This window comes from Nocardioides sp. S5 (assembly GCF_017310035.1).
Taxonomy (GTDB): Bacteria; Actinomycetota; Actinomycetes; order Propionibacteriales; family Nocardioidaceae; genus Nocardioides.
This window is the reverse complement of the sequence record NZ_CP022296.1, coordinates 1855320-1878611: the sequence shown is the minus strand read 5'-3', so window position 1 is coordinate 1878611 and position 23292 is coordinate 1855320. Positions and strand designations below refer to the sequence as shown.

Below are 23292 nucleotides of genomic sequence, written 5' to 3'. Positions count from 1 at the left end.
TGTCGATGCGTAGCGTGACGAGGGTGCACCGCCACCTCCGCACCACCTCGCTGGCTCTCTCCCTCTGCGCGCTCGCTGCCGGCCTGCTGACCGCCGGCCCGCCGTCGATCGCCGACACGGGCCTCGCGGCGACACCGGCGGCGCGTGCCGAGGCCCCGGCCCTCCGGGTGCGCACGGTCGTCCGTGGCCTCGAGCATCCGTGGGACGTGCAGCAGGCGCCGGGTGGGCGACTGGTGGTCTCCGAGCGTGACCGGGCCCGCATCAGCGTCGTACGCAACGGCAGGCGCCGCACGCTCGCAGATCTCTCCCAGCTGGTCTGGGTCTCCGGGGAGACCGGCCTGCTCTCCCTCGCGGTCGATCGCGACCGCCGGCAGGTGTGGGCGTGCCACGGCGCCAGGACCCGCTCCGGACCCGAGGTGCGCGTCACGCGCTGGCGCGTCGACAGGCGCTGGCGCTCCTTGTCCGGGCGGCGCACGGTGCTCTCGGGCCTCCCCGCCACGAGCGGTCGCCACGGAGGGTGCCGCCTGCTGCTCGAGCGCCAGGGTCCCGGGCTCGTGATCGGCACCGGCGACGCTGCCGTGGGCAGCAATCCGCGCGACCTCGACTCCCTCGGCGGCAAGGTGCTGCGGGTCGACCGGCGCACCGGGACACCCATGGCCGACAACCCGTTCGCCGGAGCCACCGGCAACCGGCGCCACGTCTGGACCTACGGCCACCGCAACGTGCAGGGGCTCGCGGAGCGCGCCGACGGCTCGCTGTGGTCGGTCGAGCACGGCAGCTTCCGCGACGACGAGGTCAACCGCCTCGTGCCCGGGGGCGACTACGGCTGGAACCCCGTCCCCGGCTACGACGAGTCGGTGCCGATGACCGATCAGTCCCTTCCCGGCGAGCAGCAGGACGCCGCCTGGTCCTCGGGCACCCCGACCATCGCCACGTCGGGGGCAGCCTGGGTCCGCGGCACGCAGTGGGGCCGCCTGGAGGGCACCCTCGCGGTCGCCGCGCTCAAGGGGTCCGAGGTGCTGTTCCTCCGGTTCGACGCCCGTGGCGCCCTGGTGTCGGTCGCGCGCCCTCCGGCGCTGGCCCGATTCGGTCGGCTGCGCTCGATCAGCTCCGCCCGCGACGGCGACCTGCTGCTCACCACCGACAGCGGCGCGGATGACCGGGTGCTGAGGGTCTCGCCACGATGAGTGGACCCCGGGTGGCCGTGAGCACCACGGTGGGTCACAGGCGCACCACCCTGCTCCTCCTCGCCCTGATCGGCCTGCTCGCCGCGTGCGGCGGTGCGAGCTCCGGCGGGACGGACGCGGACGGTTCGTCGGTCGACTCGGTCGAGTCGACAACCACCGAGCGGGCCCAGGAGGCCATCCCCCTCGTTGCGGAGGCGCTCGGCGCCGACGTCGTGCGCGGCAGCCAGCAATGGCAGAGCTGCATGGCGATCAGCTGGCGCCACGAGGCCTTCGCGACGCTCTCCGCACCGGCCGGGGACACCACGACACAGCTCGACGACGTCCGCTCGGCGCTCACGGGCGCGGGCTACGACGACGCGACCCAGGTCGACGACCACGTCACCGTCACCCGCGACCAGACGACGGTCGACGTCCAGCCAGCTTCCGCCCGCGGTGAGGGCACCTGGACGGTGACGGTGAGGTCGGGGTGCGCCGACTACGACGGTGACGACCTCGACCGCGTGGAGGACGACGACGGCGGCCCGCTCGACGGCGTGTGATCGCCGCCACAGCGCCGCAGCCGTGGGTCCGGACTAGCCTGATCGTGTCCGTGGACTCCACCAGGGAGCTGCGAGATGACGAGGAGCGAACGATGACGACACCGTCCGAGGAGACCGCCCCCTACGGCTCCGGCCCCGCCGCCCCGACCGCCCCGGTGAAGCGCGTGCGCACCCACCACCTGCGGGAGATGAAGGAGCGCGGCGAGAGGATCACCATGCTGACGGCGTACGACATGTACACCGCGGCGACCTTCGACGAGGCCGGCGTCGACCTGCTCCTCGTGGGCGACTCGGCCTCCAACAACGTCTTCGGCAACGAGACGTCGCTGCCCGTCACCGTCGACGAGCTGCTTCCGCTCACCCGCGCCGTGGCCCGCTCGACGAAGCGCGCGATGGTCGTCGGCGACCTGCCGTTCGGCAGCTACCAGGCCTCCCCCGAGCAGGGCTACCTCACCGCGGTCCGCTTCATGAAGGAGGCGGGCGCCCACTGCGTCAAGCTCGAGGGTGGCGCCGAGATGGCGCCGGTCATCGAGAAGTGCACGCGCGGCGGGATCCCTGTCATGGCGCACATCGGCTTCACCCCACAGAGCGAGCACACCCTCGGCGGCTACCGCGTCCAGGGCCGCGGCGACGCCAGCGACCGGATCGTCGCCGACGCCCGTGCCGTGCAGGAGGCCGGCGCCTTCGCCGTCGTGATGGAGATGGTGCCCGGCGACGTGGCCGAGCGGATCAGCAAGGAGCTGACCATTCCCACCATCGGCATCGGGGCCGGCGCCGGCTGCGACGGACAGGTCCTGGTGTGGCAGGACGCCTTCGGCCTGCGCACGGGCCGGATGGCGCGCTTCGTCAAGCAGTACGCCGACGTGCACGGGGTGCTGCTCGAAGCAGCCAGGGCGTACGCCGACGACGTCCGTGGCGGCACGTTCCCGGGCCCCGAGCACACCTTCTGACGGGTGGCTCAGGCGTTGAGCCAGTCGAGGTAGCGCGAGCCGGCCACGATCGTCACGAACCACACCAGCGCGACCAGCACCGGCAGCAGCACCACGGTCCGCGGTCGCCGGGTGAACCACCGCAGCGACTGCACGAGGGCGACCAGCCACACGACGGCGAGGCCGAGGACCGCCCACCACGGGACGCCCAGCGGGCCCACCGTCACGGCCACCAGGAAGGCGACGCACGCCATCCCCACCAGACCGGCGACGGGCCACGGCGAGATCGGCTCGCGGACGGTGGGCGTGGGCACGGCGTCACGTTAGTCGGTGACAACGACCGCGTGGCACGGCAGGATCGGGTTCCACCGACGACGCGAGGAGCCTTCCATGAGCGAGAGCCCGAACGAGAAGAACGCCCCCGCCACGAAGGCGCCGGCGAAGAAGGCCGCCGCCGCCACGAAGGCGCCCGCGAAGAAGACGGCCGCGAAGAAGGCGCCCGCGAAGAAGACGGCTGCCAAGAAGGCGCCCGCGAAGAAGGCTTCTGCCAGCAAGACGCCTGCGACGAAGACGTCCACCGCGAGGAAGGCGCCGACCAAGAAGGCACCGGCCAAGAAGGCACCGGCCAAGAAGGCACCGGCCAAGAAGGCACCGGCCAAGAAGTCCCCGGCCAAGAAGGCACCCGCCGAGAAGGCACCCGCGAGGAGCGCGCGGGCCAAGCGCACGACTCCGACCCGCACCGCGCCGCCCGGCCCCGCCCCGACGGCCATCCGGAAGTCCGCGACCGAGCGCGCGGTCGACGTCGGCGCCCAGGCGATCGGCACGGCAGCGCTGGTCCAGCGGGTCGCCCAGGAGACCGCCGAGCGGGTCGCGGCCGAGACCGCGGCGCGCGTCAGCAGCCAGTACGAAGCGGCCATCTCGGAGCTCACCCGCACGCTGGACAAGAACACCAAGCGGGCACTCAAGAGCGTGCGGGCAGCGGCCGACCTCGCTCAGTCCGCCAACCCCGTCAAGGGGAAGAAGGACAAGAAGAAGAAGTGATCAGCTGTCCGGCGTGCCGTCGGTGAGGCCGTCGCCCGAGGCCGGACCGTCCTCGTTCCAGTCCGGGTCGTTGTCCCACGCCTCGTTGCGCTCCTGGACCTTCTCCAAGGCGCGCGACGCCTCCTCGGAGGAGGCGTAGGGACCGAGGCGGTCGGCGTTCTTGCAGCCGTCGCGGCCCTCGACCGTGTGGTGCTTCAGGCAGAACCAGTATTCGTTCTCGGTCATGGGGCGAAACTACACTCACGCACGTGCCTGCCGTGTCCCCCGCAGAGGTGTCTGCGCGTCGTTCCGTGCCCGCCCACATCCCCCGCCCGGAGTACGTCGACCGCCCGGCACCGCAGCGGTTCACCGGCGAGGAGGCCAAGGACGCCGAGACGATCGAGCGGATGCGGGTCGCGGGCCGCCTGGCTGCGCAGGCCCGTGAGCTGGTCGGCTCCCACGTCGTGCCGGGCGTGACCACCGACGAGCTGGACCGCATCGGCCACGAGTTCCTCTGCGACCACGGCGCCTACCCCTCCACGCTCGGCTACCGCGGCTTCCCCAAGTCGCTGTGCTCGAGCGTCAACGAGGTCGTGTGCCACGGCATCCCCGACTCCCGCGTCGTCGAGGACGGCGACATCGTCAACATCGACATCACCGCCTTCATCGGCGGCGTGCACGGGGACACCAACGCGACCTTCCTCGCCGGCGACGTCGACGAGGAGTCCCGGCTGCTCGTCGAGCGCACCAAGGAGTCGCTCGACCGGGCGATCAAGGCGGTCAAGCCGGGGCGCCGGGTCAACATCATCGGTCGGGTCATCGAGGCGTACGCCAAGCGCTTCGGCTACGGCGTGGTCCGCGACTTCACCGGCCACGGGATCGGCACGGCGTTCCACTCCGGGCTGATCATCCCCCACTACGACGACGAGCGCTTCGACGACGAGATCCGTGTCGGGATGACCTTCACCATCGAGCCGATGCTCAACCTCGGCACCCCCGACTACGACATGTGGGACGACGGCTGGACCGTGGTGACCAAGGACCGCCGCCGATCCGCGCAGTTCGAGCACACGCTGCTCGTCACCGCTGATGGCGCCGAGGTGCTCACGCACCCCTAGACTCGCTCCTGAGTGGGTCGGCCGGGCGGCCGCGGTCCGTCACCTCCGATGCGTCGGGGATGCGGGTCGAGGAAGGTCCGGGCTCCACAGGGCAGGGTGGTGGCCAACAGCCACCCGGGGAAACCCGCGGGATCAGTGCCACAGAGAACAGACCGCCTCCCGGCTTGCCGGGCGGTAAGGGTGAAACGGTGGTGCAAGAGACCACCAGTGCGCCGGGCGACCGGCGCAGCTAGGCAAACCCCACCCGGAGCAAGATCAGACAGGATGTGTTCGAGGGCGGCCCGCCCGAGCATCCGGGTAGATCGCACCAGGCGGCCGGCAACGGTCGTCGCAGATGGATGGTCGCCCCTGCTTCGGCAGGACAGAACCCGGCCTACAGGCCGGCCCACTCCCCACAGGCCTCTGACCTGCGGAAACGTGATCACGACACCGCTGTAGTCCGCAGATAGTCCGCAAGAGAAAAACTCTTGCGACTTCAACTACCGTCGCCGATCGGCCCGAATCGCCACCGAACCGGCGCGTCCCGACCTAGGGTCGCGGGGTGTCCGAAGGTGCCGACGAGAAGCAGATGAAGCTCCGGTACGCCGGCGTCTGCCGGGTCTGCGATGCCGAGCTGGCGGCTTGGGTCGAGGTGATCTACGAGCGATCCACCAAGTCCGTCCGGTACCGAAGTCGGCAGCGATCTGCTTGAGATGGACGCCCGGCCCACGATTTCTGGCAACCCGAACAACGTCCTCACGGAACTCCTTGGGATACGGCTTCGGCACAGTGCACATTCTTCCAGCGGCACCTCTTGGCACCACAGATCAGATGTCACCTACTCGTGCAGCAGCCCCACCTGACGACACGGTGACTCGCTGTCGCCGCCTCCTACCTCAGCCGGCCGAGGTCAGCTTCCGGACAACGTACTGGTTGAGACTCAGACCATCCTCTGCGGCATGGATCGCAAGCTCGCGGTGCAAGTTCTCTCCCACTCGCAGGTTGAACTTGCCGGAGTAGGTGCGCTCAGCGAACGGTTGGGGCACCTGCTCACCTGCGGCGGCCATGTCAGCCACGACGTCCACGAGCAACTGCTCGAGCCCTTGCAATGCCTCGACCTGAGAACCTGCCAGCCAGGACAGCGACGGGAACTCGGCGCAGGTCGCGACGTACTCCGCGTCGTCAGTGGACCACGAGACGCGGTAGGTGTAGTGCGAGACGTCGGGGCGGGTATCGGTCTGCATCACATGGCCTCCTTCTTGTCGATTGCCTTGAGGACCTGGCGCACCTGGTACGCCTTGGCCTTGCCTTTGTCGTTCTGGATGTTGACTCGAGGGTCACCCGGCCAGGGGGTCTTGAAGACCGCGTGGGAGGTGCCGGACTGCCGCGGTGTACCGAAGTAGTGCTCGCACACCTTGAGGAGATCGTTGAAGGCGACGTTCTGCTGGTTCCGGCGCATCGCAGCGACGACATCGGCCAAGGACGCCATATTCACATGGTACTACCAGCAGTACCACATTCCAAGGGACCGTTGAGCAGTCCACGCAGGTCGCGCAAACCCTTCAATCGAGGCCGCTGTAGGCCAATTCAGTCCGCACACGGTTCGCAAGAACTTCAGGGACGACCGTTCCAGACAGTCACTCCAAATCGCGTTTTCGCAGGTCAGAAGGCATTTCCGCTGTTTTCCAACCACATCAACTTACGCGAGAATCGGCCCCGGCCTACAGGCCGACCCACTCCCCACAAGCCTCTGACCTGCGTCGCAGGCATCAGATGGCCCCGCCAGTCCGCACCGCCGTGGAGGAGCCCGGCCACAGGTGGTTCTCGGTTTCTGACGCGTCCAAGGTTTGTAGCAGGAATAGGACCCCCGCATGTCGGGGAACGGAGGCATGGGCGCTCCCGCGATTCAAGAAGCGGGTCGCGGGGGCGTCCCCCGTCCGCGGGATAGACTCAGGCTCGGGAGGGAGCACCCCCGACGCCGCTTCTGCCGGGGGTGCTCCTGTTGCTGTCTCCGCTGGCCTCAGGCGAGCCGGAACTCCACCGACCGCGACGCCGGGTCGGCCTGGACCAGCTCGACGGTGACCTCCTCGCCCAGCGGCAGGTCGCGCTCGGCCCGGACCGACGCCTCGATGGCGGGGTCCTCGATGGTGATGTCGCCCCGCGTGCCGTCCTTCTCGTCCACCTCGACGACCACGGCCGCGAAGCTGTCGCCCACCCGGTCGTGCAGCAGCTCGGCCTCGCAGAGGTTCACGATCGCGTTCTCGTACTGGTTGGCGCGCCGACCGGACTCGCGCATCGAGTCGGGCAGCTCGCCCATCGCCGCGACCACCCACTCCGGCACCTCCGTGCCCGCGCACAGCGCCACGCACACCTCGCCGGCGTAGCGGTCGACCAGGCGCCGCAGAGGTGCGGTGACGTGGGCGTACTCCGAGGCGAGCGCCGAGTGCTGCGCCTGCTCGGGCAGCCCCCCGTTGAAGGTGACGTAGCCCGCCCCGCGCAGCAGGCGCGTGCACGCGACGATCATCGCCGCGTGCGTGGGCCGCGACGGGTCGAGGGTGCGGACGAAGTCGGGGTAGAGCTGCTCGGCCGGCCAGGCGATGCCCAGGGCCCGGGCCGTACGGTGCAGCCGCTGCACGTCGCGCGGGTCGGCCGGCGGGAGGGTCCGCAGGATGCCCACCCGGGCGTAGACCATCAGCGACGCGGCGGCCATCCCGGTGAGCAGGGAGATCTGGGCGTTCCAGGTCTCGACGGGAGTCAGGCGGCGGAACTCCAGCTCCCAGTGGCCCTCGCCGGTCTCGGCCAGCTCCTGCTCGGGCAACGGCAGCGAGACGCCGCCGCGGGCGGCCTCGCGTGCGAGCCGGAGCTCACCGACCTCACTCAGCAGGCCGATGAGGTCGCTCTCGCGACCGGCGTCGACGTCGGCTTGCACCGCCTCGTAGGACAGCTTGGCGCGTGAGCGGACCAGGGCACGCTCGACCTGGACGTCGGTGCCCTCGCCGGTGTCGTCGACCTTGATGGTCCACAGCAGCGCCGGACGCACCTGGTCCGGCAGCAGGGAGGCCGCGTCCTCGCTGAGGACGGGCGGGTGCAACGGGATCTTGGAGTCCGCGCCGTAGAGCGTCTCGCCCCGCCGGTTGGCCTCGACGTCGACGGGGTCGCCGGGGGCGACGAAGGCAGCGACGTCGGCGATGGCGTAGTGGACGACGTAGCCGCCCGTGTCGGGGTCCCGCTCGATGTGCAGCGCCTGGTCGAGGTCGCGCGCCGACTCGGGGTCGATGGTGATGAGCTCGATGTCGGTGCGGTCGAGGTCCGGGAGCCGGGGGTCGGCGGCAGCCTCGGTGGCCGCTCGCTCGACCGCCTCGGGGAACGCCGCGGAGACCTTCATCTCCGCCTGGATCGCGGCGATGCCGTCGCGCATCTCCTGCGCGGTGACGCTGTCGCCGCTCGAACGGACCTTCACCACGCGGTTGCTGGGCATGTGGGGAGCCTAACCACAGACGACCCAGCACCGCTGCCTACGCTTGCGCGCGTGCTGATCCTGCTGCCGCCCAGCGAGGGCAAGTCCGCGCCGCGTCGCGGCAGGCCCCTCGACCTGGACTCCCTCTCCGCTCCCCGGTTGACCGCGACCCGCCGCGAGCTGCTCGAGGCCCTGACCCGCCTGTGCGAGGAGGACCCCGACCGGGCGGCCGACGCGCTCGGCCTCGGCGCCACGCAGCGCGACCTCGTCGAGCGCAACGCGCACCTCCGCACCGCGCCGACAGCCCGCGCCGACGCGATCTACACCGGGGTCCTCTTCGACGCCCTCGACGTCGCGACGCTCTCCCCCGCGGCCCGTCGTCGCGCGACCTCGCGCCTGGCCGTGACGAGCTCGCTGTTCGGCATCGTCCGCCCCGGCGACCGGATCCCGGCCTACCGGCTCTCGGGCGACGCCGTCCTGCCCGGTGTGGGCCCGGTGGCCGCCGCCTGGCGCGAGGTCCTCGGCGAGGCGGTCACGGACGCGATGCGCGGTGGCCTGCTGGTCGACCTCCGCTCCAGCACGTACGCCGCCTTCTGGCGGCCCGGCAAGGACCTGGCCCGCCGCGTCGCGACCGTGCGTGTGCTCCACGAGTCCGACGGACGGCGCACCGTGGTGAGCCACTTCAACAAGGCCACCAAGGGCCGCATCGTCCGCGCGCTGCTGGAGGACGGGGCCGACCCGCGCACGCCGGCAGCCCTGGCCGAGGCGCTGACCCGCCTCGGCTGGACCGTCGAGGTCGGCGAGCCGACGCCGAAGGGCACCCAGCTCGACGTGGTCGTCAGCCAGGTCTGACCAGTCCGGTCAGCGCGGCCCGGTCAGCGCAGCGGGATCACGTCGGTCGCCTCGAGCGGGTCCATCCCGCACAGCGCGAGCAGGTCGGCGATGATCGAGCGCACCTGCGCGAGGATCACCTCGGCCGACAGGTCGTGGCTGTGCTCGACGGTCGCGGTGGCGTGGCCGAGCGCGACCAGGTCGTCGATCACCGCGGTCGCCATCCGGTCGGCGACGAGCTCGTCGGCCACCCGGTCGGCGAGCTCGGCCAGATCGCGCATCAGGGCGGCGTACGACGCCGGGACCGGCTCGCGGCGGTGGCTCGCCACGGCCACCCGACGTACGACGACGCGGGTGTTGCGCAGGGCCACGTCGAGCGGCTCGACGAGCTCCGCGAGCTGGCGCTGGTGCTCACCGTGGCCACGGCGGAAGGGAGAGGAGCTCACCACCGACAGGCCCTCCTCCGACGCCGCCCGCAGCTCCGAGATCAGGACGTCGGTGGACCGGGCCTCGCGCAGCGTCGCGAGCGCCCGCTCGGCGTCACCGTCACCGAGCCGGTCCGACGACGACCGCAGCAGCTCCGCGATCTTGCGCACGACGACGGCCGCCTGGTCGCGCGGCTTGCGCAAGGGCGCACGTGGGACGACGGTGGCCGCCACGAGCGCCACCGCGCCACCGATGAGCGCATCGGTCCAGCGCACGAACGCATCTCCGGGTGCCGGTGCCAGCGCCGCCACCACGATGCCCTGGACGGCCGCCTGGATGAGCAGCAGCTGCCCGGCGTCGAGCAGCAGCGCGATCGACATTCCCGCCGCGACGATGAGGGCGATCTGGGGTCCGCCCGAGCCGATCAGGTGGGTGGTCGCGTCGCCCAGGAACACCCCGAGCGCCACGCCGACCGTGACCTCCGCGACGCGGCGCTGGCGCTGGCCGTAGGACATCCCGAGCGACACGACGGCCGCGATCGGGGCGAAGAACGGCAGTCGGTGGCCGAGGACGTCGGCCGCGAGCCACCACGCGACGCCGGCCGCGACCGCGCACTGGCCGATGACCCAGCCCTTGGACCGCAGGCGTGCGACCCGGGCCCGCAGGGACGTGCGTCCCCGCGCGGCCATCAGCTCCGCGTCGAGGCGCATGCTCGAGCGGCTCTCAGAGTCCCGACTCGTCGGTGCGCACCAGGATGCGCTGGCACTCCTCGCACCGGACCACCTCGTCGACCGGGGCCGACCGGATCCGGGAGAGCTCGGAGGCGTCGAGGGTCATGTTGCAGCCACCGCACTGGCGGGCGCGCAGCAGGGCCGCGCCGATGCCCTTCTGCTCGCGCAGCCGCTCGTAGAGCGCCAGCAGCGCGTCGGGGATGCCGTCGACAGCGGAGCCGCGTGCGGCGGTGACCTCGGCGAGGGAGGCGTCGATCCCGGCCTGCTTCTCGTCGCGGGCGGCGACGAGCTCGGCGAGGCGCGCATCGATGTCGTCGGCGCGGATGCCCAGGCCGTCGAGCACCTGCTGGGCCTCCTCGAGCTTCTCCATCACCTCGAGCTCGGCGTCCTCGAGCGTGGAGATCCGGCGCTCGAGCGAGACCAGCTCGTGCTGCATCCGCTCGAGGTCCTTGGGGTTCGTGATCTGGCCGGTGTCCATCCGGTTGCGGTCGCGCTCGCGCCGCGTCTTCACCTGCTCGACCTCGCGGTCGGCCTTCACCTGCTCGACGGTGAGGTCGTCGACGACGATGCGGGCATCGCGCACCTGGTCGGTCAGTGCAGTGCGCTCGGAGGTCAACGCCGCGATCTCGGCGAGCTCCGGCAGCGACGAGCGCTGGTGGCGCAGCTGGGCGACGCGTCGGTCCAGCTCTGCCACGTCGAGCAGCTGGACCTGGTGGGTGGGATCGGCCTTCAACGGCTCTCCTGGGACTTCAGTAGCGAAACGACCACGGGTCGGTGCACAGCGTGCTGACCCGGGTGCCGACCCTATCGCCCATGGCCTCGCGCAGCCGAGCCTCCACCACCGGGAGCCACGTCCACTCCGCGGCCCAGTGCGCCACGTCGACCAGCGCAGGACCGTCGTGCTCGAGGAACTCCGCCGCCCGGTGGTGGCGCAGGTCGCTGGTGACGTAGACGTCGACGTCGCCGTCGGCCAGCTCGTCGAGCAGGAAGTCCCCCGACCCGCCGCACACCGCGACGCGACGCACCACCCGGTCCGGGGCACCCGCCACCCGTACGCCGTGCGCGGTGACCGGGAGCGACTCGCCCACCCGGGTCGCGAAGGCCTCGAGCGTCGTCTCCGCGACCGTCCCGACCCGTCCGGTGCCGGTGTTCGCGCCCTCGGACGCGGGGAGGATCGGCGCCAGGTCGCGCAGCCCCAGGGCGAGCGCGAGCGCCTCGGAGACGCCCGAGGAGGCCTGGTCGGCGTTGGTGTGCGCCGTCAGCAGCGCGCAGCCACCCGAGGTGAGCGTGTGCAGCGTGCGGCCCTTGGGCGTGGTCGCGGCGACCGAGCTGACGGGCGTGAGGAAGAGCGGGTGGTGGACCACCAGCAGGTCGGCACCCCACTCGACGGCCTCGCGCGCCACCTCGATCGTCGGGTCGACCGCGAACATCACCTTCACGGCCTCCGCCGACGGGTCGCCGGCCACCAGGCCGACGGCGTCGAAGCCGTCCGCGGTCTCCGGCGGGTACCAGGCGTGCAGCAGGTCGACGACGTCAGCGAGCGTGGGCATGGCGCCAGTATCGGGGGTCAGTTGACCTGCCGCCCCTGGCCCTCCCAGTAGGGCTGGCGAAGCTTGAACTTCTGCAGCTTGCCGGTGGCGGTGCGGGCCAGCTCCTCGCGGAACTCGATCGACGTGGGCGCCTTGTAGCCCGCGGCCTTGTCCTTGCACCACGCGATCAGCTCGGCCTCCATCTGGGAGCTGTCCGCGCTCGCCCCGTCTGCCAGCACGACCAGCGCCTTGATCGTCTCGCCCCACTTCTCGCTCGGCACCCCGATGACCGCCACCTCGGCCACGGCCGGGTGCGAGAACAGCACGTCCTCGACCTCGATGGACGACACGTTCTCGCCGCCGGTGATGATGACGTCCTTCTTGCGGTCGCTGATCGTGAGGTAGCCGTCGTCGCCGACCACTCCTCCGTCCCCGGTGTGGAACCAGCCGTCCACGAGCGCCTTGGCCGTCTCGTCGGGCCGCTCCCAGTAGCCGTCGAGGATCACGTTGGAGCGCGCCAGCACCTCGCCGTGCTCGTCGGTGCGCAGGCGTACGCCGATCGCGGGCGCACCGGCCCGCACCAGCTTGGCCGCCCGCTCCTCCGCCGACAGGTCGTCCCACTCGGCACGGCTGCGGTTGACCGTCAGCAGCGGCGAGGTCTCGGTGAGGCCGTAGATCTGCACGAACTCCCAGCCGAGCTCCTCCTCGACCCGGACGACGGTCTTCGTCGGCGGCGGCGCGCCGGCCATGATGATCCGGACCCGGTCGCGGCCGGGGATCGCGCCCTCCCAGTCCTGGGCCGCGTCGAGCACCGCGGCCGCCACGGCCGGCGCTGCACACATCACCGTGACCCCGTGCTGCTCCACCCGGCGCAGGATCTCCGCGCCGTCGACCTTGCGCAGCACGACCTGCGGGACCCCCAGGCCGGTCATCGCGAAGGGCATCCCCCAGCCGTTGGCGTGGAACATCGGCAGCGTGTGGAGGTAGACGTCGCGGTCGGTGACCCCGGCGTGCAGTCCGAAGGTGACCGCGTTGGTCCACAGGTTGCGGTGCGTCAGCTGAACACCCTTGGGCCGCGCGGTGGTGCCGGAGGTGTAGTTGATGGTCGCCGTCGCGTTCTCGTCCGGTTCCCACGCCCGCGGCTCCGCGCCGGGGGCCGCGAACATCGACTCGTCCTCGCCGAGCACGAAGCGGTGCTCCACGTCGATGCCCGACACCGACTCGACCAGCTCGGGGTCGACGTAGAGGACGCGCGCGCCCGAGTGGGCGACGATGTAGGCGATCTCGTCGGGTCGCAGCCGGAAGTTGATCGGCACCAGCACCCGGCCGGACCCGCACACGCCGAAGAACGACGTCAGCAGACGCGCGGAGTTGTGGCTCAGCACCGCGACCCGCTCGCCGACGTCGATGCCGAGCTCGTCGAGCCGGGCGGCCTGCCGCTGCGCGAGGGCGTACGCCTCGGCGTACGACAGCGTGCCGAGCGAGGCGGCCGGCTGGTCGGGCTCGTCGATGAAGCCCGGTCGGTCGCCGTAGACGGCGGCGGCCCGCTCGATGAAGTCGGTGACGCTGAAGGGGACGATCACGGCAGCTCCCTGGTCCGGTGGCGTGTGGCACCGCCACTGTGGCATGCGCCTCAACCCTCGTACGACGCCTTGGCGCACCAGGTGCGACGGACGGCACCAGGACGTCGGTGAGCGGACATGAGAGCTCTCTCATCCGGCTCTCATCCCCGTTCCAGCATCCGCGCGCACGATGGGGGCATGGGTCCGCTGCCGAAGGTGTTGCTGCTGCTGGCGCTCGTCGTGCCGGTCACGGCGTACGTCGCCGGGTCGCTGGCGTCCCAGGGTGCGCCACCGCCCGCCGACCACAGCCCCGTCATCCTGCGCGACGCGCCCACCGATCCGCCGGGCACGCCCGCGTCGGAGACGCCGGAGGCACCGACGCCCGGGCCGACGCCGGACGACGACCGTGGAGGCCCGGCGGAGCGCGACGAGGAGCAGCAGCGGGACGGGTCCGGCCGCGGCGGGGGCGAGGATGCCCGCGTCGTGACACCGATGCCGACACCGGTCGGGGAGGATGACGACGACGACTGGGACGACGACGGGCCTGATGATGACGACACCGACGACGAGCGGGCCGACGGGGACGACTGACGGTGCCCGCCGACGCCCCACCCGAGTCTCCGTCCGGACCCGCATCACCGTCGTCATCGCCGTCCTCACGGCCGCGGCCATGAGCGGTGCGGGACTGCTCGTCTACGCCCTCGAGTCGGCGCGCATCGAGCGACAGGTCACCTCCCAGATCAGCCAGGAGATCGAGGAGTTCCGCAACCTGCGCCGCGACCCCAACACCGGCGAGGCGTTCAACGACGTGCGCCGTGTCCTCGAGGTCTTCCTCACCCGCAACGTCCCCGACGACGACGAGCTGCTCGTGGGCTACACCAGCGGCGAGGGCACGATCGCCACCCGCAACCGCTACGGCCAGGAGGTGCTCGACGAGCCGGCCTACCAGCAGGCAGTCCAGGACCTCGCGGAGGTGGGCGGCACGAGGATCATCGACTCCCCCGCCTTCGGGGAGACCTGGGTGACCCTCGTGCCCGTGACCAACGCCCAGGGCGACGGGGCGCTCGTCATCGCCAACTTCCTGCGCGACGAGCACGAGGAGCTCAACCGCACCCTCCAGACCTACGCCCTCGTCGCCCTCCTCTCGCTGGGCCTCATCACCACGATCGCGGCCTTCCAGTCCGGGCGGCTGCTCGCCCCGCTGCGCACCCTGGAGGAGACCGCCCGCGAGATCACCGCGACCGACCTCTCGCGCCGCATCGTCGAGCAGGGCAACGACGACATCACCGCCCTGACCCGCACCATCAACGGCATGCTGGAGCGCCTCGACTCCGGGTTCGCCGCCCAGCGGCAGTTCCTCGACGACGCCGGCCACGAGCTCAAGACACCGCTCACGGTGGTGCGCGGCCACCTCGAGCTCATCGACCCCACCGACCCGGACGACCTGGTGCAGACGCGCGAGCTCGTGCTCGACGAGGTCGACCGGATGTCGCGCCTGGTGACCGACCTGATCCTGCTGGCCAAGAGCCGACGCCCCGACTTCCTCGTCGTGGGCGAGGTGGAGCTCGGCGGACTCACCCAGTCGGTGCTCGCGAAGGCCACCGCCCTCGGTGAGCGCGACTGGCAGCTCGACGACGCCGCCCACGGCCGCGCGGTGCTCGACGAGCAGCGCATCACCCAGGCGCTGCTCCAGCTCGCCGACAACGCGGTGAAGCACACCGACCCCGGCGCCGTGATCGCTGTCGGCTCGGCCATGGAGGACGGCCTGGTCCGGCTCTGGGTTCGCGACACCGGCGACGGCATCCGCCCGGAGGACCGCGAGGCGGTGCTGGAGCGCTTCGGCCGCAGCAGCGTCCGCGCCGGCGACGACGGGTTCGGGCTGGGCCTGAGCATCGTGCGCGCCATCGCCGACGCCCACGGCGGAGACGTCGTCATCCGCGACGCCGAACCCCGGGGTGCGCACGTGGAGATCGTCCTGCCCGAGCGGACGCTCGGCCGATGACCAGCAGCTCGCGAGAGGACCGCAGATGGCCCAGATCCTGATCGTGGAGGACGAGGACCGCATCGCCTCGTTCGTGGCCAAGGGCCTGCGCGCCGAGGGCCACCAGCCGACCGTCGCCTCCGACGGACCCACAGGGCTCGACGAGGCGCTCTCGGGCCGCTTCGACCTCATGGTGCTCGACATCGGGCTGCCGGGGATGGACGGCTTCGAGGTCCTCGACCAGCTGCGCTCCCAGGGCAGCCGGATGCCCGTCATCATCCTCACGGCCCGCGACTCCGTCACCGACACCGTCACCGCCCTCGACAGCGGTGCCGACGACTACATGGCCAAGCCGTTCCGCTTCGCCGAGCTGATGGCCCGGGTGCGCCTGCGGCTGCGCGCCCTCGCGCCGGTCGACGCGCCCGCGAGCGGTGACGACCTGGTGGTCGGCGGCCTGCGCCTGGACCGGCGTACGCGCCGGATCTCCGGCCCCCGGGGCGAGTCCGAGCTCTCGGCCCGCGAGTTCGCGCTCGCGGAGATCTTCCTGCTCAACCCCGGCCAGGTCCTCACCCGCGAGCAGCTGCTCGACCTGGTGTGGGGCTACGACTTCGACCCCGGCTCCAACGTCGTCGACGTCTACGTCGGCTACCTCCGCAAGAAGCTGGGCACCGGCGCGATCTCGACGGTCCGGGGAGTCGGCTACCGACTCGACCCGTGACCGCCCAGCGGGCCGTCAGCCCCTGATCCTGAATCCCGCCAGCGACCCGCGGGGCAGGCCGGCCAGCACCGGCTCGAGCGCCTCGGCGACCTCGTGCGGCAACGGCCGCTCGGCGGGGTCGCGGCGCAGGCAGGCCGCGATCACCTCCACGACCGGACCCGGTACGCCGTCGGGGAGCACGGCGGGCGCGTCGACGAGCTGTGGGAAGCGCTGGCGTACGTCGTCGGCGTCGGGGTCGCCGTGCGCGAACGGGCGCTGCCCGGCCACGGCGTGGAAGAGGGTGGCGCCCAGGCCCCAGACGTCGGAGGCGAAGGACGGGACGTGCCCGCCGGGGTCGCACTGCTCCGGCGACATGTAGGCGTCGGTGCCGATCGGGTAGCGCAGCCGTCGGGCGTCCTCCTCCGGGCGGGCGACCGACAGGTCGATGAGCCGTGCGGGGGCGCCCATGATGACGTTGCTGGGCTTGATGTCGAGGTGGGTCCACCCGATGTGGGTGAAGTAGTGGAGCGCCGCGGCGACGTCGATGGCCAGCGGCAGGTACTGCTGCTCCTGGAGCCGGCCGTAGCGGCGGATGAGGCTCGACAGGCGTGGTCCGTCGATGTGCTCCAGCACGACGTGGGGACGGTCCCCGTCCTGCCCGTCGCGCAGCCCGCGGACCACCACGGGGTGGTTGACGGTGTCGAGGGCGAGCACCTCCCGGCGCAGGCCGCGCCGGGAGGACTCGTCCTCCACCTGGGAGGGACGCAGGACCTTGACGACCACCGGCGACCAGGTCACCTCGTCGAAGCACAGCCAGGCCTCGTAGGCCGCGCCGCCACCGAGGCGGCGCAGCGCGCTCAGCCCGGGAGCGAGGAGCTCACCCTCGTCGAGGTGCCAGCCGTCGTCGTTCCTGCCCATGTCGCCTCCTCCGCCGCGGTCGGTCAGCGACGCGTGTCGTTGCGGCTGCGGTCGTTCGTCTTGTTGGCCGACCAGTCGCGGGTGCGGTCGCCGCCGTCGCGCGTCCAGTCGCGGGTCTTGTCGCCCCGGCTCTTGTCCCGGTCGCGGCTGACCCCGGTGAGGCGGCTGTTGGTGTTGTCGTTCGTGTCGCGGCTCTGGTCGGTGTACGACGGGCTGTTGGTGTCGTCGTCGTTCGTGTCATCGTCGTTCGTGTCGTCATCGTCGTCGTCGGCGACCAGGACCAGCGACGGCGCGTCGTCCTCGCGCTTGGCGGCCTCGTCGGCGGCCGAGGAGACGACGGGCGACGACATCCCGATCAGACCGAAGGCGGTCAGGCCGGCGATGCCCAGGAGTGCGGTGGGGAGCAGCTTCCTCATCATGGTTCCTCTCGTCGGGGGCCGGTGCGGCCCCGGTGTACGAGAAGGTTGCAGGGCCGCCGTGAGCCGACGGTGAGGCGCCGATGAGAGGGCTCTCATGCAACGAGCGGGGGTGCGTCGGGACGGTTTCGAACCGCCGACCGCTCGGGTGTAAACCGAGTGCTCTACCGCTGAGCTACCGACGCGCGCGGCACAGACTACGGGACGCACCGGCCGCGCTCGAATCCCGTCGCCGACCGCCAGCCAGGCGTGGGATGAAATGAGTTGAGCCGCTGGCGTCTCGGGTCACCAGCGGCTCAACAAGTCCAAGATTACACCAGCCCCCAAGGGCGTACCCCGTTTCGACCGATTGCCCCGGATCTGTCTAGACCAGCGGGCTCGGACGCTCAGCCGACGGCTGCCTGGAGCTCGCGGATGTGCTCGTCGAGGTCGCGCCCGTCGGGGTTCGCGTTGTGCACCGCCCAGCTCAGCCGACCCTCGCGGTCCACGACGTACGACGAGCGGCGCGGCGCCCCCTTGACGGGGTCGAACACCTCGTACGCCGACGCGACCGCGCCGTGGGGCCAGTAGTCGGAGAGCAGCGGGAAGTTGAGTCCCTCCGCCTCGGCGAAGCTGCGCAGCGCGTAGATCGAGTCGCACGACAGCGCCAGCACCTCGGTGTCGAAGCTGAGGAACTCGTCGAGACGGTCGCGGACCCCCGACAGCTCGCCGGTGCACACGCCGGTGAACGCGAACGGGAAGAACATCAGCGCCACCGCCTTGCGTCCGCGGAAGTCGCTCAGGCGCACGTCCTGGCCGAACTGGTCACGCAGGATGAAGTCGGGCGCCTCGTCACCGATGCACAGACCCTCGCTCGTCACGCCTGCTTGCCGTCCTTGTCGTCGTCGTCGTCGTTGGCGTCGTCCGGTGCCGCCCCGTGCCGTGCCAGCTCGCGCTTGAGGACCTTGCCGGTGGCGTTGCGCGGGAGCTCGTCCACGAACACGATCTCGCGCGGCACCTTGAAGCGCGCCAGGTTGGCCTTCACGTGCTCGCGCAGCTCGTCCGCGGACACCTCGCCGACGCGCACCACGAAGGCCCGCAGGCGCTGACCATAGTCCTCGTCCTCGACGCCGATCGCAGCGACCTCGCCGACCGCCTCGTGGGTGACCAGGCAGTCCTCCACCTCCTGCGGGAAGACGTTCTCCCCGCCGGACACGATCATGTCGTCGTCGCGGCCGGCCACGTGCAGGCGCCCGGCGTCGTCGAACCAGCCCACGTCGCCCGAGGACATCAGCCCGTCCACGACCTCCTTGGACCCGCCGTGGGTGTAGCCCTCGAACAGCAGCCCGTTGCCCACGAAGATCCGGCCGGTCTCGCCCTGCGGGAGCTCGGCGCCGGCCTCGTCGAGGATCCGGACCACGGTGCCGTACGGCGGCTTGCCTGCAGACGTCGGGTCCGCGCGGAGGTCCTCGGGGGTGGCGATCGAGGCGTACGCCACCTCGGTCGAGCCGTAGATGTTGTAGAGGTTGTCGCCGAAGCGGTCCATCCACGCCTGTGCCAGCGTCGCGGGCAGCGCCGACCCCGACGAGGCGACGACCTCGACCCGGCCGAGGTCGATCGCGTCGAGCTCGGCGGGATCGAGCGCCAGCATCCGCTGGAGCATGACGGGGATGACCACCATCGACTGGCAGCGCTCGTCCTGGGCGGTGCGCAGCGCGGTCGCAGGGTCGAAGCTGCGACGCAGCACCACCGTCGATCCCAGCAGCATCGCGAGGGCGAGGTGGGCGAAGCCCCAGGTGTGGAACAGCGGTGCCGCGATGTGCGTACGCCACCCGGCACGCAGCGGCATCCGCGAGAGCAGCGACACGGCCGCGTCGATCCCCGCCTCCTTGCGCGGCGCGCCCTTGGGCGAGCCCGTGGTGCCGGAGGTGAGGATCACGATCCGGGCATGGCGCTGTGGCGGGTGCAGGTCGGACTCGTCGTAGGCCGACACGAGCCGCTCGAGGCGCTCGTCGGAGACGCCCTCGTCGTCGGTCCACGCCAGCACGCGGCGCTCGACCGAGGCGCCGGCCAGCAGCCCCGTGAACTCCTCGTCGTGGATCACCATGCTCGGCGCCTCGCGCTCGAGCACATCGACCAGCTGGGGGCCGGCGAAGGCGGTGTTGAGGTAGAGGATGTCGGCGCCCAGCTTGGCGACCGCGACCGAGGCGTCGATGAAGCCCCGGTGGTTGCGGCACATCACGGCCACCGAGTCGCCCTCGCGGACGCCCCGCTCGGACAGGGCGCGCGCCAGCGAGTTGGACCGCCGGTGCAGCTCGCCCCAGGTCAGCTCGCCGAGCTCGTCGACGACGCCCACCTGGTGGGGCGAGCGGGCCGCCAGCGTGGCGAAGCCCCCCGCCGGCCCGGTGCCCCAGCGGAGCACCACCCGCCCGATGTCGACGAGCGTGCGCGGACCGTAGGGGCGGATCACACCGGCCCGCCCGAGGACGCGCACGGTCGTGCCGACGCCCGAGAGCGTCCCTGCGAGATCGCCTGGCCTCACGCGGGCGTCTTCGGTGCCACCAACCGGGTGGCCTGCCAGTCCTTGCTGACCGAAGCCGTCGTCGTCTGTGACAGGCCCGCGATCGGGGCCGCTTCCGCGACGTCTGCTGCGTCCACCGTGCCGGGACGACCGACCTTCGGCGTCAGCAGCCAGATCGAGCCGCCACCGACGAGGTCGGTCAGCGCGTCGACCAGGCCGTCCACGAGGTCCCCGTCGTCGTCGCGCCACCACAGGACCACCGCGTCCACGACGTTGCCGTAGTCACCGTCCACCATGTCGGCGTCGATGCAGTCCTCTACCGCGACGCGAAGCTCGTCATCGGTGTCGTTGTCCCAGCCGAGCTCTTGCACGACCATCCCGGGCTTCAGCCCCAGTCGGTCGCCGATCCCGGTCGCCGGGGCAGAGTCGCCCACCGTCGAACTCACGCAGTGCCTCCCATGCTCGGATACCCGTCGGTGCGCGGGATGCGCATAGTCCACCCGAACACAGCAGGCGCCGCAACCCCGTCCCGCCCGCCGGGCGCCTGCAACGGTCGTGCCCCCGCCCCTCCGGCGCTCGTCCCACCCGTCGCTGCACCCGACATCCCGCCTACCCACGGGTAGATTTCTTGGCGGCGTGTCGCGTGACACGATGGAGGGGTGAGTGACGCCGAGAAGTCCAGCAAGAGCCCGGCGATCGTGCCGGTGATCCACGAGGGACTCCCCACCCAGCTGCCCGACATCGACCCCGAAGAGACCCAGGAGTGGCTCGCGTCCTTCGACGCGATGCTGGACGACCGGGGTCGCGACCGCGCGCGCTACGTGATGCTGCGCCTGCTCGAGCGGGCGCGTGAGAAGCAGGTCGGCGTGCCGGCCCTGCGCTCCACCGACTACATCAACACGATCCCTCCGGAGCGCGAGCCGTGGTTCCCCGGCGACGAGGAGGTCGAGCGCCGCATCCGCGCCTTCATCCGCTGGAACGCTGCGGTGATGGTGTCCTCGGCCAACCGCAAGGGCCTCGAGGTCGGCGGTCACATCGCGACCTACCAGTCGTCGGCGAGCCTCTACGAGGTCGGCTTCAACCACTTCTTCCGCGGCAAGGACCACGAGGGTGGCGGCGACCAGATCTACATCCAGGGCCACGGCTCGCCGGGCGTCTACGCCCGCGCGTTCCTCGAGGGCCGCCTGGGCGAGGAGCAGCTGTACCGCTTCCGCCAGGAGGTCCAGCACGGCAAGGGCGCCGGCCTGCCGTCCTACCCGCACCCCCGGCTCATGCCGGACTTCTGGGAGTTCCCCACCGTGTCGATGGGCCTCACCGCCCTCAGCTCGATCTACCAGGCCCGCTTCAACCGCTACATGGACAACCGCGGGATCAAGGACACGAGCCAGCAGCGCGTGTGGGCGTTCATGGGCGACGGCGAGATGGCCGAGCCCGAGTCGCTGGGCGCGATCCGCGTCGCGGCCCGTGAGGAGCTCGACAACCTCACGTGGGTCATCAACTGCAACCTCCAGCAGCTCGACGGCCCGGTCACCGGCAACGGCAAGATCATCCAGGAGCTCGAGGCCAACTTCCGCGGCGCCGGGTGGAACGTCATCAAGGTCGTGTGGGGCCGCGAGTGGGACGCCCTGCTCGCCAAGGACGTCGACGGCGTGCTGGTCAACCGCATGAACACCACCCCGGACGGGCAGTTCCAGACCTACTCGACCGAGGACGGCGGCTACGTCCGCGACCACTTCTTCGGCACCGACCCGCGCCTGCGCAAGATGGTCGAGCACATGTCGGACACGCAGATCGAGAAGCTGCCGCGCGGTGGCCACGACTACCGCAAGGTGTACGCCGCCTTCGACGCCGCCAGCAAGCACACCGGTCAGCCGACGGTGATCCTGGCGCACACCATCAAGGGCTGGACGATCGACGCCCTCGAGGGCAAGAACGCCACGCACCAGATGAAGAAGCTGACCCTCCCGGACCTCAAGAAGTTCCGCGACCGGCTCTACCTGCCGATCAGCGACCGCGACCTCGAGGAGTCCTACGAGAAGACCGGCGGCGCGCCGTTCTACCACCCGGGCGCCGACGCCCCCGAGATCGAGTACATGCTCGAGCGCCGCGAGGCGCTCGGCGGCTCGATCCCGCGCCGCATCAACCGCGCCACCGCCCTCAAGCTGCCCGGCGACGAGATGTACTCCGAGCTCAAGCAGGGCTCGGGCAAGAACAAGTTCGCCACCACCATGGCGGTCGTCCGGCTGCTCCGGGACTGGATGAAGGACCCCGAGATCGGCGACCGCATCGTGCCGATCGCGCCCGACGAGTACCGCACCTTCGGCATGGACTCGATGTTCCCGAGCGCCAAGGTCTACAACCCCGGTGGCCAGCAGTACGAGTCGGTCGACCGCAAGATGCTGCTGTCCTACAAGGAGTCCGCGCAGGGCCAGATGCTCCACGAGGGCATCTCCGAGGCGGGCGCCATGGCGTCGGCGACCGCAGCCGGGTCGGCGTACTCCACGCACGGCGAGCACATGATCCCGTTCTACATCTTCTACTCGATGTTCGGCTTCCAGCGCACGGGCGACTCGATCTGGGCGATGGCCGACCAGCTGGCGCGCGGCTTCCTGATCGGCGCCACCGCCGGTCGCACCACGCTCACCGGTGAGGGCCTCCAGCACGCGGACGGCCACTCGCCCCTCCTCGCGGCGACCAACCCTGCGGTCGTGCACTACGACCCGGCGTTCTCCTACGAGATCAGCCACATCATGCAGAACGGTCTCGAGCGGATGTACGGCTCGGGCGGCCCCGACGGCCAGGGCGAGGACGTCATCTTCTACCTGACGGTCTACAACGAGCCGGTGGCCCAGCCGGCCGAGCCGTCCGACGTGGACGTCGACGGCATCCTGCGCGGCATCCACAAGATCTCGACCGCGGACGGCGAGGGACCGCGCGTCCAGCTGATGGCCTCCGGCGTCGGCCTCCCGTGGGTCGTGGACGCCGCCCGCATGCTCGCCGAGGACTGGGGCGTGCAGTCGGACCTGTGGTCGGTCACGTCCTGGAACGAGCTGGCCCGCGACGGCGCAGCCGCCGAGCAGTGGAACCTGCTCAACCCGGGCGAGGAGCGCCGCACCGCCTACGTGAGCGACAAGCTCGCCGGCGCACAGGGCCCCGTCGTCGCGGTGTCCGACTACATGCGCGCCGTCCCGCTGCAGATCGCCCGCTGGGTCCCGGCCGACTACCGCGTGCTCGGTGCCGACGGCTTCGGCTTCGCCGACACCCGTCCCGCCGCGCGTCGGTTCTTCCACATCGACGCCGTCAGCGTGGTCGTCCAGGCCCTCCAGGCCCTCGCCGACGCCGGCGACTTCCCGGTGGAGAAGGTCGTCGAGGCAGCCGAGCGCTACCGCATCGACGACCCGACCGCGACGAAGCACATCAAGCAGGAGGGTGGGGACGCCTGACGGCTCCCAGCACCACCCCGCACGACCCC

General features: G+C 71.2%; 24 protein-coding genes, 1 tRNA gene and 1 other RNA gene. 11 read left to right on the top strand and 15 right to left on the bottom strand.

The window, feature by feature from the left end; all coding sequences use genetic code 11:
- The first annotated feature begins 23 nt into the window (after positions 1–23).
- From CFI00_RS09370 to panB, 3 genes are all read left to right on the top strand, one after another.
- Positions 24–1187, top strand: coding sequence for a PQQ-dependent sugar dehydrogenase (locus CFI00_RS09370; protein ID WP_207084890.1), 1164 nt, complete (start codon positions 24–26; stop codon positions 1185–1187).
- Entirely contained in the window at positions 1184–1726 is a 543-nt protein-coding gene (locus tag CFI00_RS09365) for a hypothetical protein (RefSeq protein ID WP_207084889.1), read from the top strand. Before CFI00_RS09370 ends, CFI00_RS09365 begins: the two co-directional genes overlap by 4 nt.
- 92 nt (positions 1727–1818) lie before the next feature.
- Positions 1819–2676 (top strand): 3-methyl-2-oxobutanoate hydroxymethyltransferase, encoded by an 858-nt coding sequence (gene panB / locus CFI00_RS09360; RefSeq protein WP_207084888.1) that lies wholly within the window; start codon positions 1819–1821, stop codon positions 2674–2676.
- Positions 2677–2684: 8 nt separating this feature from the next.
- Here panB and CFI00_RS09355 read toward each other — a convergent pair whose 3' ends face one another.
- The gene (locus CFI00_RS09355; protein WP_207084887.1) at positions 2685–2969 is read right to left on the bottom strand and encodes a hypothetical protein; all 285 of its coding nucleotides are present in this window, start codon (positions 2967–2969) and stop codon (positions 2685–2687) included.
- Positions 2970–3045: 76 nt separating this feature from the next.
- Here CFI00_RS09355 and CFI00_RS09350 point away from each other — a divergent pair, with 76 nt between their 5' ends.
- Complete coding sequence (locus CFI00_RS09350; protein ID WP_207084886.1) at positions 3046–3696, top strand: histone H1-like repetitive region-containing protein; 651 nt, start codon at positions 3046–3048, stop codon at positions 3694–3696.
- On the opposite strand, the gene CFI00_RS09345 is transcribed toward CFI00_RS09350, so the two are convergent.
- Positions 3697–3921, bottom strand: a complete 225-nt coding sequence (locus tag CFI00_RS09345; protein WP_207084885.1) for a hypothetical protein — start codon at positions 3919–3921, stop codon at positions 3697–3699.
- Between the two features lie 23 nt (positions 3922–3944).
- Between CFI00_RS09345 and map the strand changes: the two genes are divergently transcribed.
- Together map and rnpB are read left to right on the top strand one after the other, a co-directional pair.
- Positions 3945–4793: a type I methionyl aminopeptidase gene (gene map / locus CFI00_RS09340; protein WP_207084884.1), complete on the top strand. Its 849-nt coding sequence runs from the start codon at positions 3945–3947 to the stop codon at positions 4791–4793.
- Positions 4794–4806: 13 nt separating this feature from the next.
- Positions 4807–5185, top strand: an RNA gene (gene rnpB, locus CFI00_RS09335) — RNase P RNA component class A.
- A gap of 483 nt (positions 5186–5668) precedes the next feature.
- Here the strand turns inward: rnpB and CFI00_RS09330 are convergent.
- The 3 genes from CFI00_RS09330 to CFI00_RS09320 all read right to left on the bottom strand — a co-directional run bounded on the left by CFI00_RS09330 (position 5669) and on the right by CFI00_RS09320 (position 8250).
- A complete protein-coding gene (locus tag CFI00_RS09330) occupies positions 5669–6016 on the bottom strand; it encodes a type II toxin-antitoxin system HicB family antitoxin (RefSeq protein ID WP_207084883.1) in 348 nt (115 codons plus the stop codon).
- Positions 6016–6252: a toxin HicA gene (locus CFI00_RS09325; protein ID WP_242532761.1), complete on the bottom strand. Its 237-nt coding sequence runs from the start codon at positions 6250–6252 to the stop codon at positions 6016–6018. The genes CFI00_RS09330 and CFI00_RS09325 overlap by 1 nt, the downstream gene beginning before the upstream one ends.
- Positions 6253–6792: 540 nt before the next feature.
- Positions 6793–8250 (bottom strand): RNB domain-containing ribonuclease, encoded by a 1458-nt coding sequence (locus CFI00_RS09320; RefSeq protein ID WP_207084882.1) that lies wholly within the window; start codon positions 8248–8250, stop codon positions 6793–6795.
- Positions 8251–8301: 51 nt separating this feature from the next.
- Between CFI00_RS09320 and yaaA the strand changes: the two genes are divergently transcribed.
- Positions 8302–9081 (top strand): peroxide stress protein YaaA, encoded by a 780-nt coding sequence (gene yaaA / locus CFI00_RS09315; RefSeq protein WP_207084881.1) that lies wholly within the window; start codon positions 8302–8304, stop codon positions 9079–9081.
- A 23-nt stretch (positions 9082–9104) separates the two neighbouring features.
- On the opposite strand, the gene CFI00_RS09310 is transcribed toward yaaA, so the two are convergent.
- Genes CFI00_RS09310 through CFI00_RS09295 form a run of 4 tightly spaced genes read right to left on the bottom strand, consistent with a single transcriptional unit; the run spans position 9105 to position 13329 of the window.
- On the bottom strand, positions 9105–10196 hold the full coding sequence (locus CFI00_RS09310; RefSeq protein ID WP_207084880.1) for an FUSC family protein: 1092 nt from the start codon (positions 10194–10196) through the stop codon (positions 9105–9107).
- 13 nt (positions 10197–10209) lie between these two features.
- Complete coding sequence (locus tag CFI00_RS09305) at positions 10210–10950, bottom strand: C4-type zinc ribbon domain-containing protein (RefSeq protein WP_207084879.1); 741 nt, start codon at positions 10948–10950, stop codon at positions 10210–10212.
- A 16-nt stretch (positions 10951–10966) separates the two neighbouring features.
- Positions 10967–11767, bottom strand: coding sequence for a Nif3-like dinuclear metal center hexameric protein (locus tag CFI00_RS09300; protein WP_207084878.1), 801 nt, complete (start codon positions 11765–11767; stop codon positions 10967–10969).
- Positions 11768–11784: 17 nt separating this feature from the next.
- Positions 11785–13329 (bottom strand): AMP-binding protein, encoded by a 1545-nt coding sequence (locus tag CFI00_RS09295; protein ID WP_207084877.1) that lies wholly within the window; start codon positions 13327–13329, stop codon positions 11785–11787.
- Positions 13330–13506: 177 nt separating this feature from the next.
- On the opposite strand from CFI00_RS09295, the gene CFI00_RS09290 reads away from it, so the two are divergent.
- From CFI00_RS09290 to CFI00_RS09280, 3 genes are read left to right on the top strand one after another with little or no spacing between them, the layout of a single operon-like run.
- Entirely contained in the window at positions 13507–13899 is a 393-nt protein-coding gene (locus tag CFI00_RS09290; RefSeq protein ID WP_207084876.1) for a hypothetical protein, read from the top strand.
- On the top strand, positions 13856–15310 hold the full coding sequence (locus CFI00_RS09285) for an ATP-binding protein (protein ID WP_207084875.1): 1455 nt from the start codon (positions 13856–13858) through the stop codon (positions 15308–15310). Before CFI00_RS09290 ends, CFI00_RS09285 begins: the two co-directional genes overlap by 44 nt.
- Positions 15311–15335: 25 nt before the next feature.
- Entirely contained in the window at positions 15336–16007 is a 672-nt protein-coding gene (locus CFI00_RS09280) for a response regulator transcription factor (protein WP_207084874.1), read from the top strand.
- A gap of 15 nt (positions 16008–16022) precedes the next feature.
- Here CFI00_RS09280 and CFI00_RS09275 read toward each other — a convergent pair whose 3' ends face one another.
- The 6 genes from CFI00_RS09275 to CFI00_RS09250 all read right to left on the bottom strand — a co-directional run bounded on the left by CFI00_RS09275 (position 16023) and on the right by CFI00_RS09250 (position 20266).
- A complete protein-coding gene (locus CFI00_RS09275; RefSeq protein ID WP_207084873.1) occupies positions 16023–16904 on the bottom strand; it encodes a serine/threonine-protein kinase in 882 nt (293 codons plus the stop codon).
- A 23-nt stretch (positions 16905–16927) separates the two neighbouring features.
- Positions 16928–17323 carry a hypothetical protein gene (locus CFI00_RS09270; protein ID WP_207084872.1) on the bottom strand — a complete coding sequence of 132 codons (396 nt, stop codon included), beginning with the start codon at positions 17321–17323 and terminating at the stop codon, positions 16928–16930.
- A 110-nt stretch (positions 17324–17433) separates the two neighbouring features.
- A tRNA-Val gene (locus CFI00_RS09265) sits at positions 17434–17505 on the bottom strand.
- A gap of 201 nt (positions 17506–17706) precedes the next feature.
- Positions 17707–18180 (bottom strand): peroxiredoxin, encoded by a 474-nt coding sequence (locus CFI00_RS09260; protein ID WP_207084871.1) that lies wholly within the window; start codon positions 18178–18180, stop codon positions 17707–17709.
- Complete coding sequence (locus CFI00_RS09255) at positions 18177–19841, bottom strand: AMP-binding protein (protein WP_207084870.1); 1665 nt, start codon at positions 19839–19841, stop codon at positions 18177–18179. The genes CFI00_RS09260 and CFI00_RS09255 overlap by 4 nt, the downstream gene beginning before the upstream one ends.
- Complete coding sequence (locus CFI00_RS09250; RefSeq protein WP_207084869.1) at positions 19838–20266, bottom strand: DUF3052 domain-containing protein; 429 nt, start codon at positions 20264–20266, stop codon at positions 19838–19840. Before CFI00_RS09250 ends, CFI00_RS09255 begins: the two co-directional genes overlap by 4 nt.
- Positions 20267–20479: 213 nt before the next feature.
- On the opposite strand from CFI00_RS09250, the gene aceE reads away from it, so the two are divergent.
- A complete protein-coding gene (gene aceE, locus CFI00_RS09245; protein WP_207084868.1) occupies positions 20480–23263 on the top strand; it encodes a pyruvate dehydrogenase (acetyl-transferring), homodimeric type in 2784 nt (927 codons plus the stop codon).
- Positions 23264–23292 lie beyond the last annotated feature (29 nt).

Coding starts and splice junctions, on each gene's coding strand:
- CFI00_RS09365 (WP_207084889.1), top strand. CDS start 1,184: ATGAGTGGACCCCGGGTGGCCGTGAGCACCACGGTGGGTCACAGGCGC.
- panB (WP_207084888.1), top strand. CDS start 1,819: ATGACGACACCGTCCGAGGAGACCGCCCCCTACGGCTCCGGCCCCGCC.
- CFI00_RS09350 (WP_207084886.1), top strand. CDS start 3,046: ATGAGCGAGAGCCCGAACGAGAAGAACGCCCCCGCCACGAAGGCGCCG.
- CFI00_RS09345 (WP_207084885.1), bottom strand. CDS start 3,921: ATGACCGAGAACGAATACTGGTTCTGCCTGAAGCACCACACGGTCGAG.
- CFI00_RS09330 (WP_207084883.1), bottom strand. CDS start 6,016: ATGCAGACCGATACCCGCCCCGACGTCTCGCACTACACCTACCGCGTC.
- CFI00_RS09320 (WP_207084882.1), bottom strand. CDS start 8,250: ATGCCCAGCAACCGCGTGGTGAAGGTCCGTTCGAGCGGCGACAGCGTC.
- CFI00_RS09310 (WP_207084880.1), bottom strand. CDS start 10,196: ATGCGCCTCGACGCGGAGCTGATGGCCGCGCGGGGACGCACGTCCCTG.
- CFI00_RS09300 (WP_207084878.1), bottom strand. CDS start 11,767: ATGCCCACGCTCGCTGACGTCGTCGACCTGCTGCACGCCTGGTACCCG.
- CFI00_RS09290 (WP_207084876.1), top strand. CDS start 13,507: ATGGGTCCGCTGCCGAAGGTGTTGCTGCTGCTGGCGCTCGTCGTGCCG.
- CFI00_RS09285 (WP_207084875.1), top strand. CDS start 13,856: ATGATGACGACACCGACGACGAGCGGGCCGACGGGGACGACTGACGGT.
- CFI00_RS09280 (WP_207084874.1), top strand. CDS start 15,336: ATGGCCCAGATCCTGATCGTGGAGGACGAGGACCGCATCGCCTCGTTC.
- CFI00_RS09275 (WP_207084873.1), bottom strand. CDS start 16,904: ATGGGCAGGAACGACGACGGCTGGCACCTCGACGAGGGTGAGCTCCTC.
- CFI00_RS09270 (WP_207084872.1), bottom strand. CDS start 17,323: ATGATGAGGAAGCTGCTCCCCACCGCACTCCTGGGCATCGCCGGCCTG.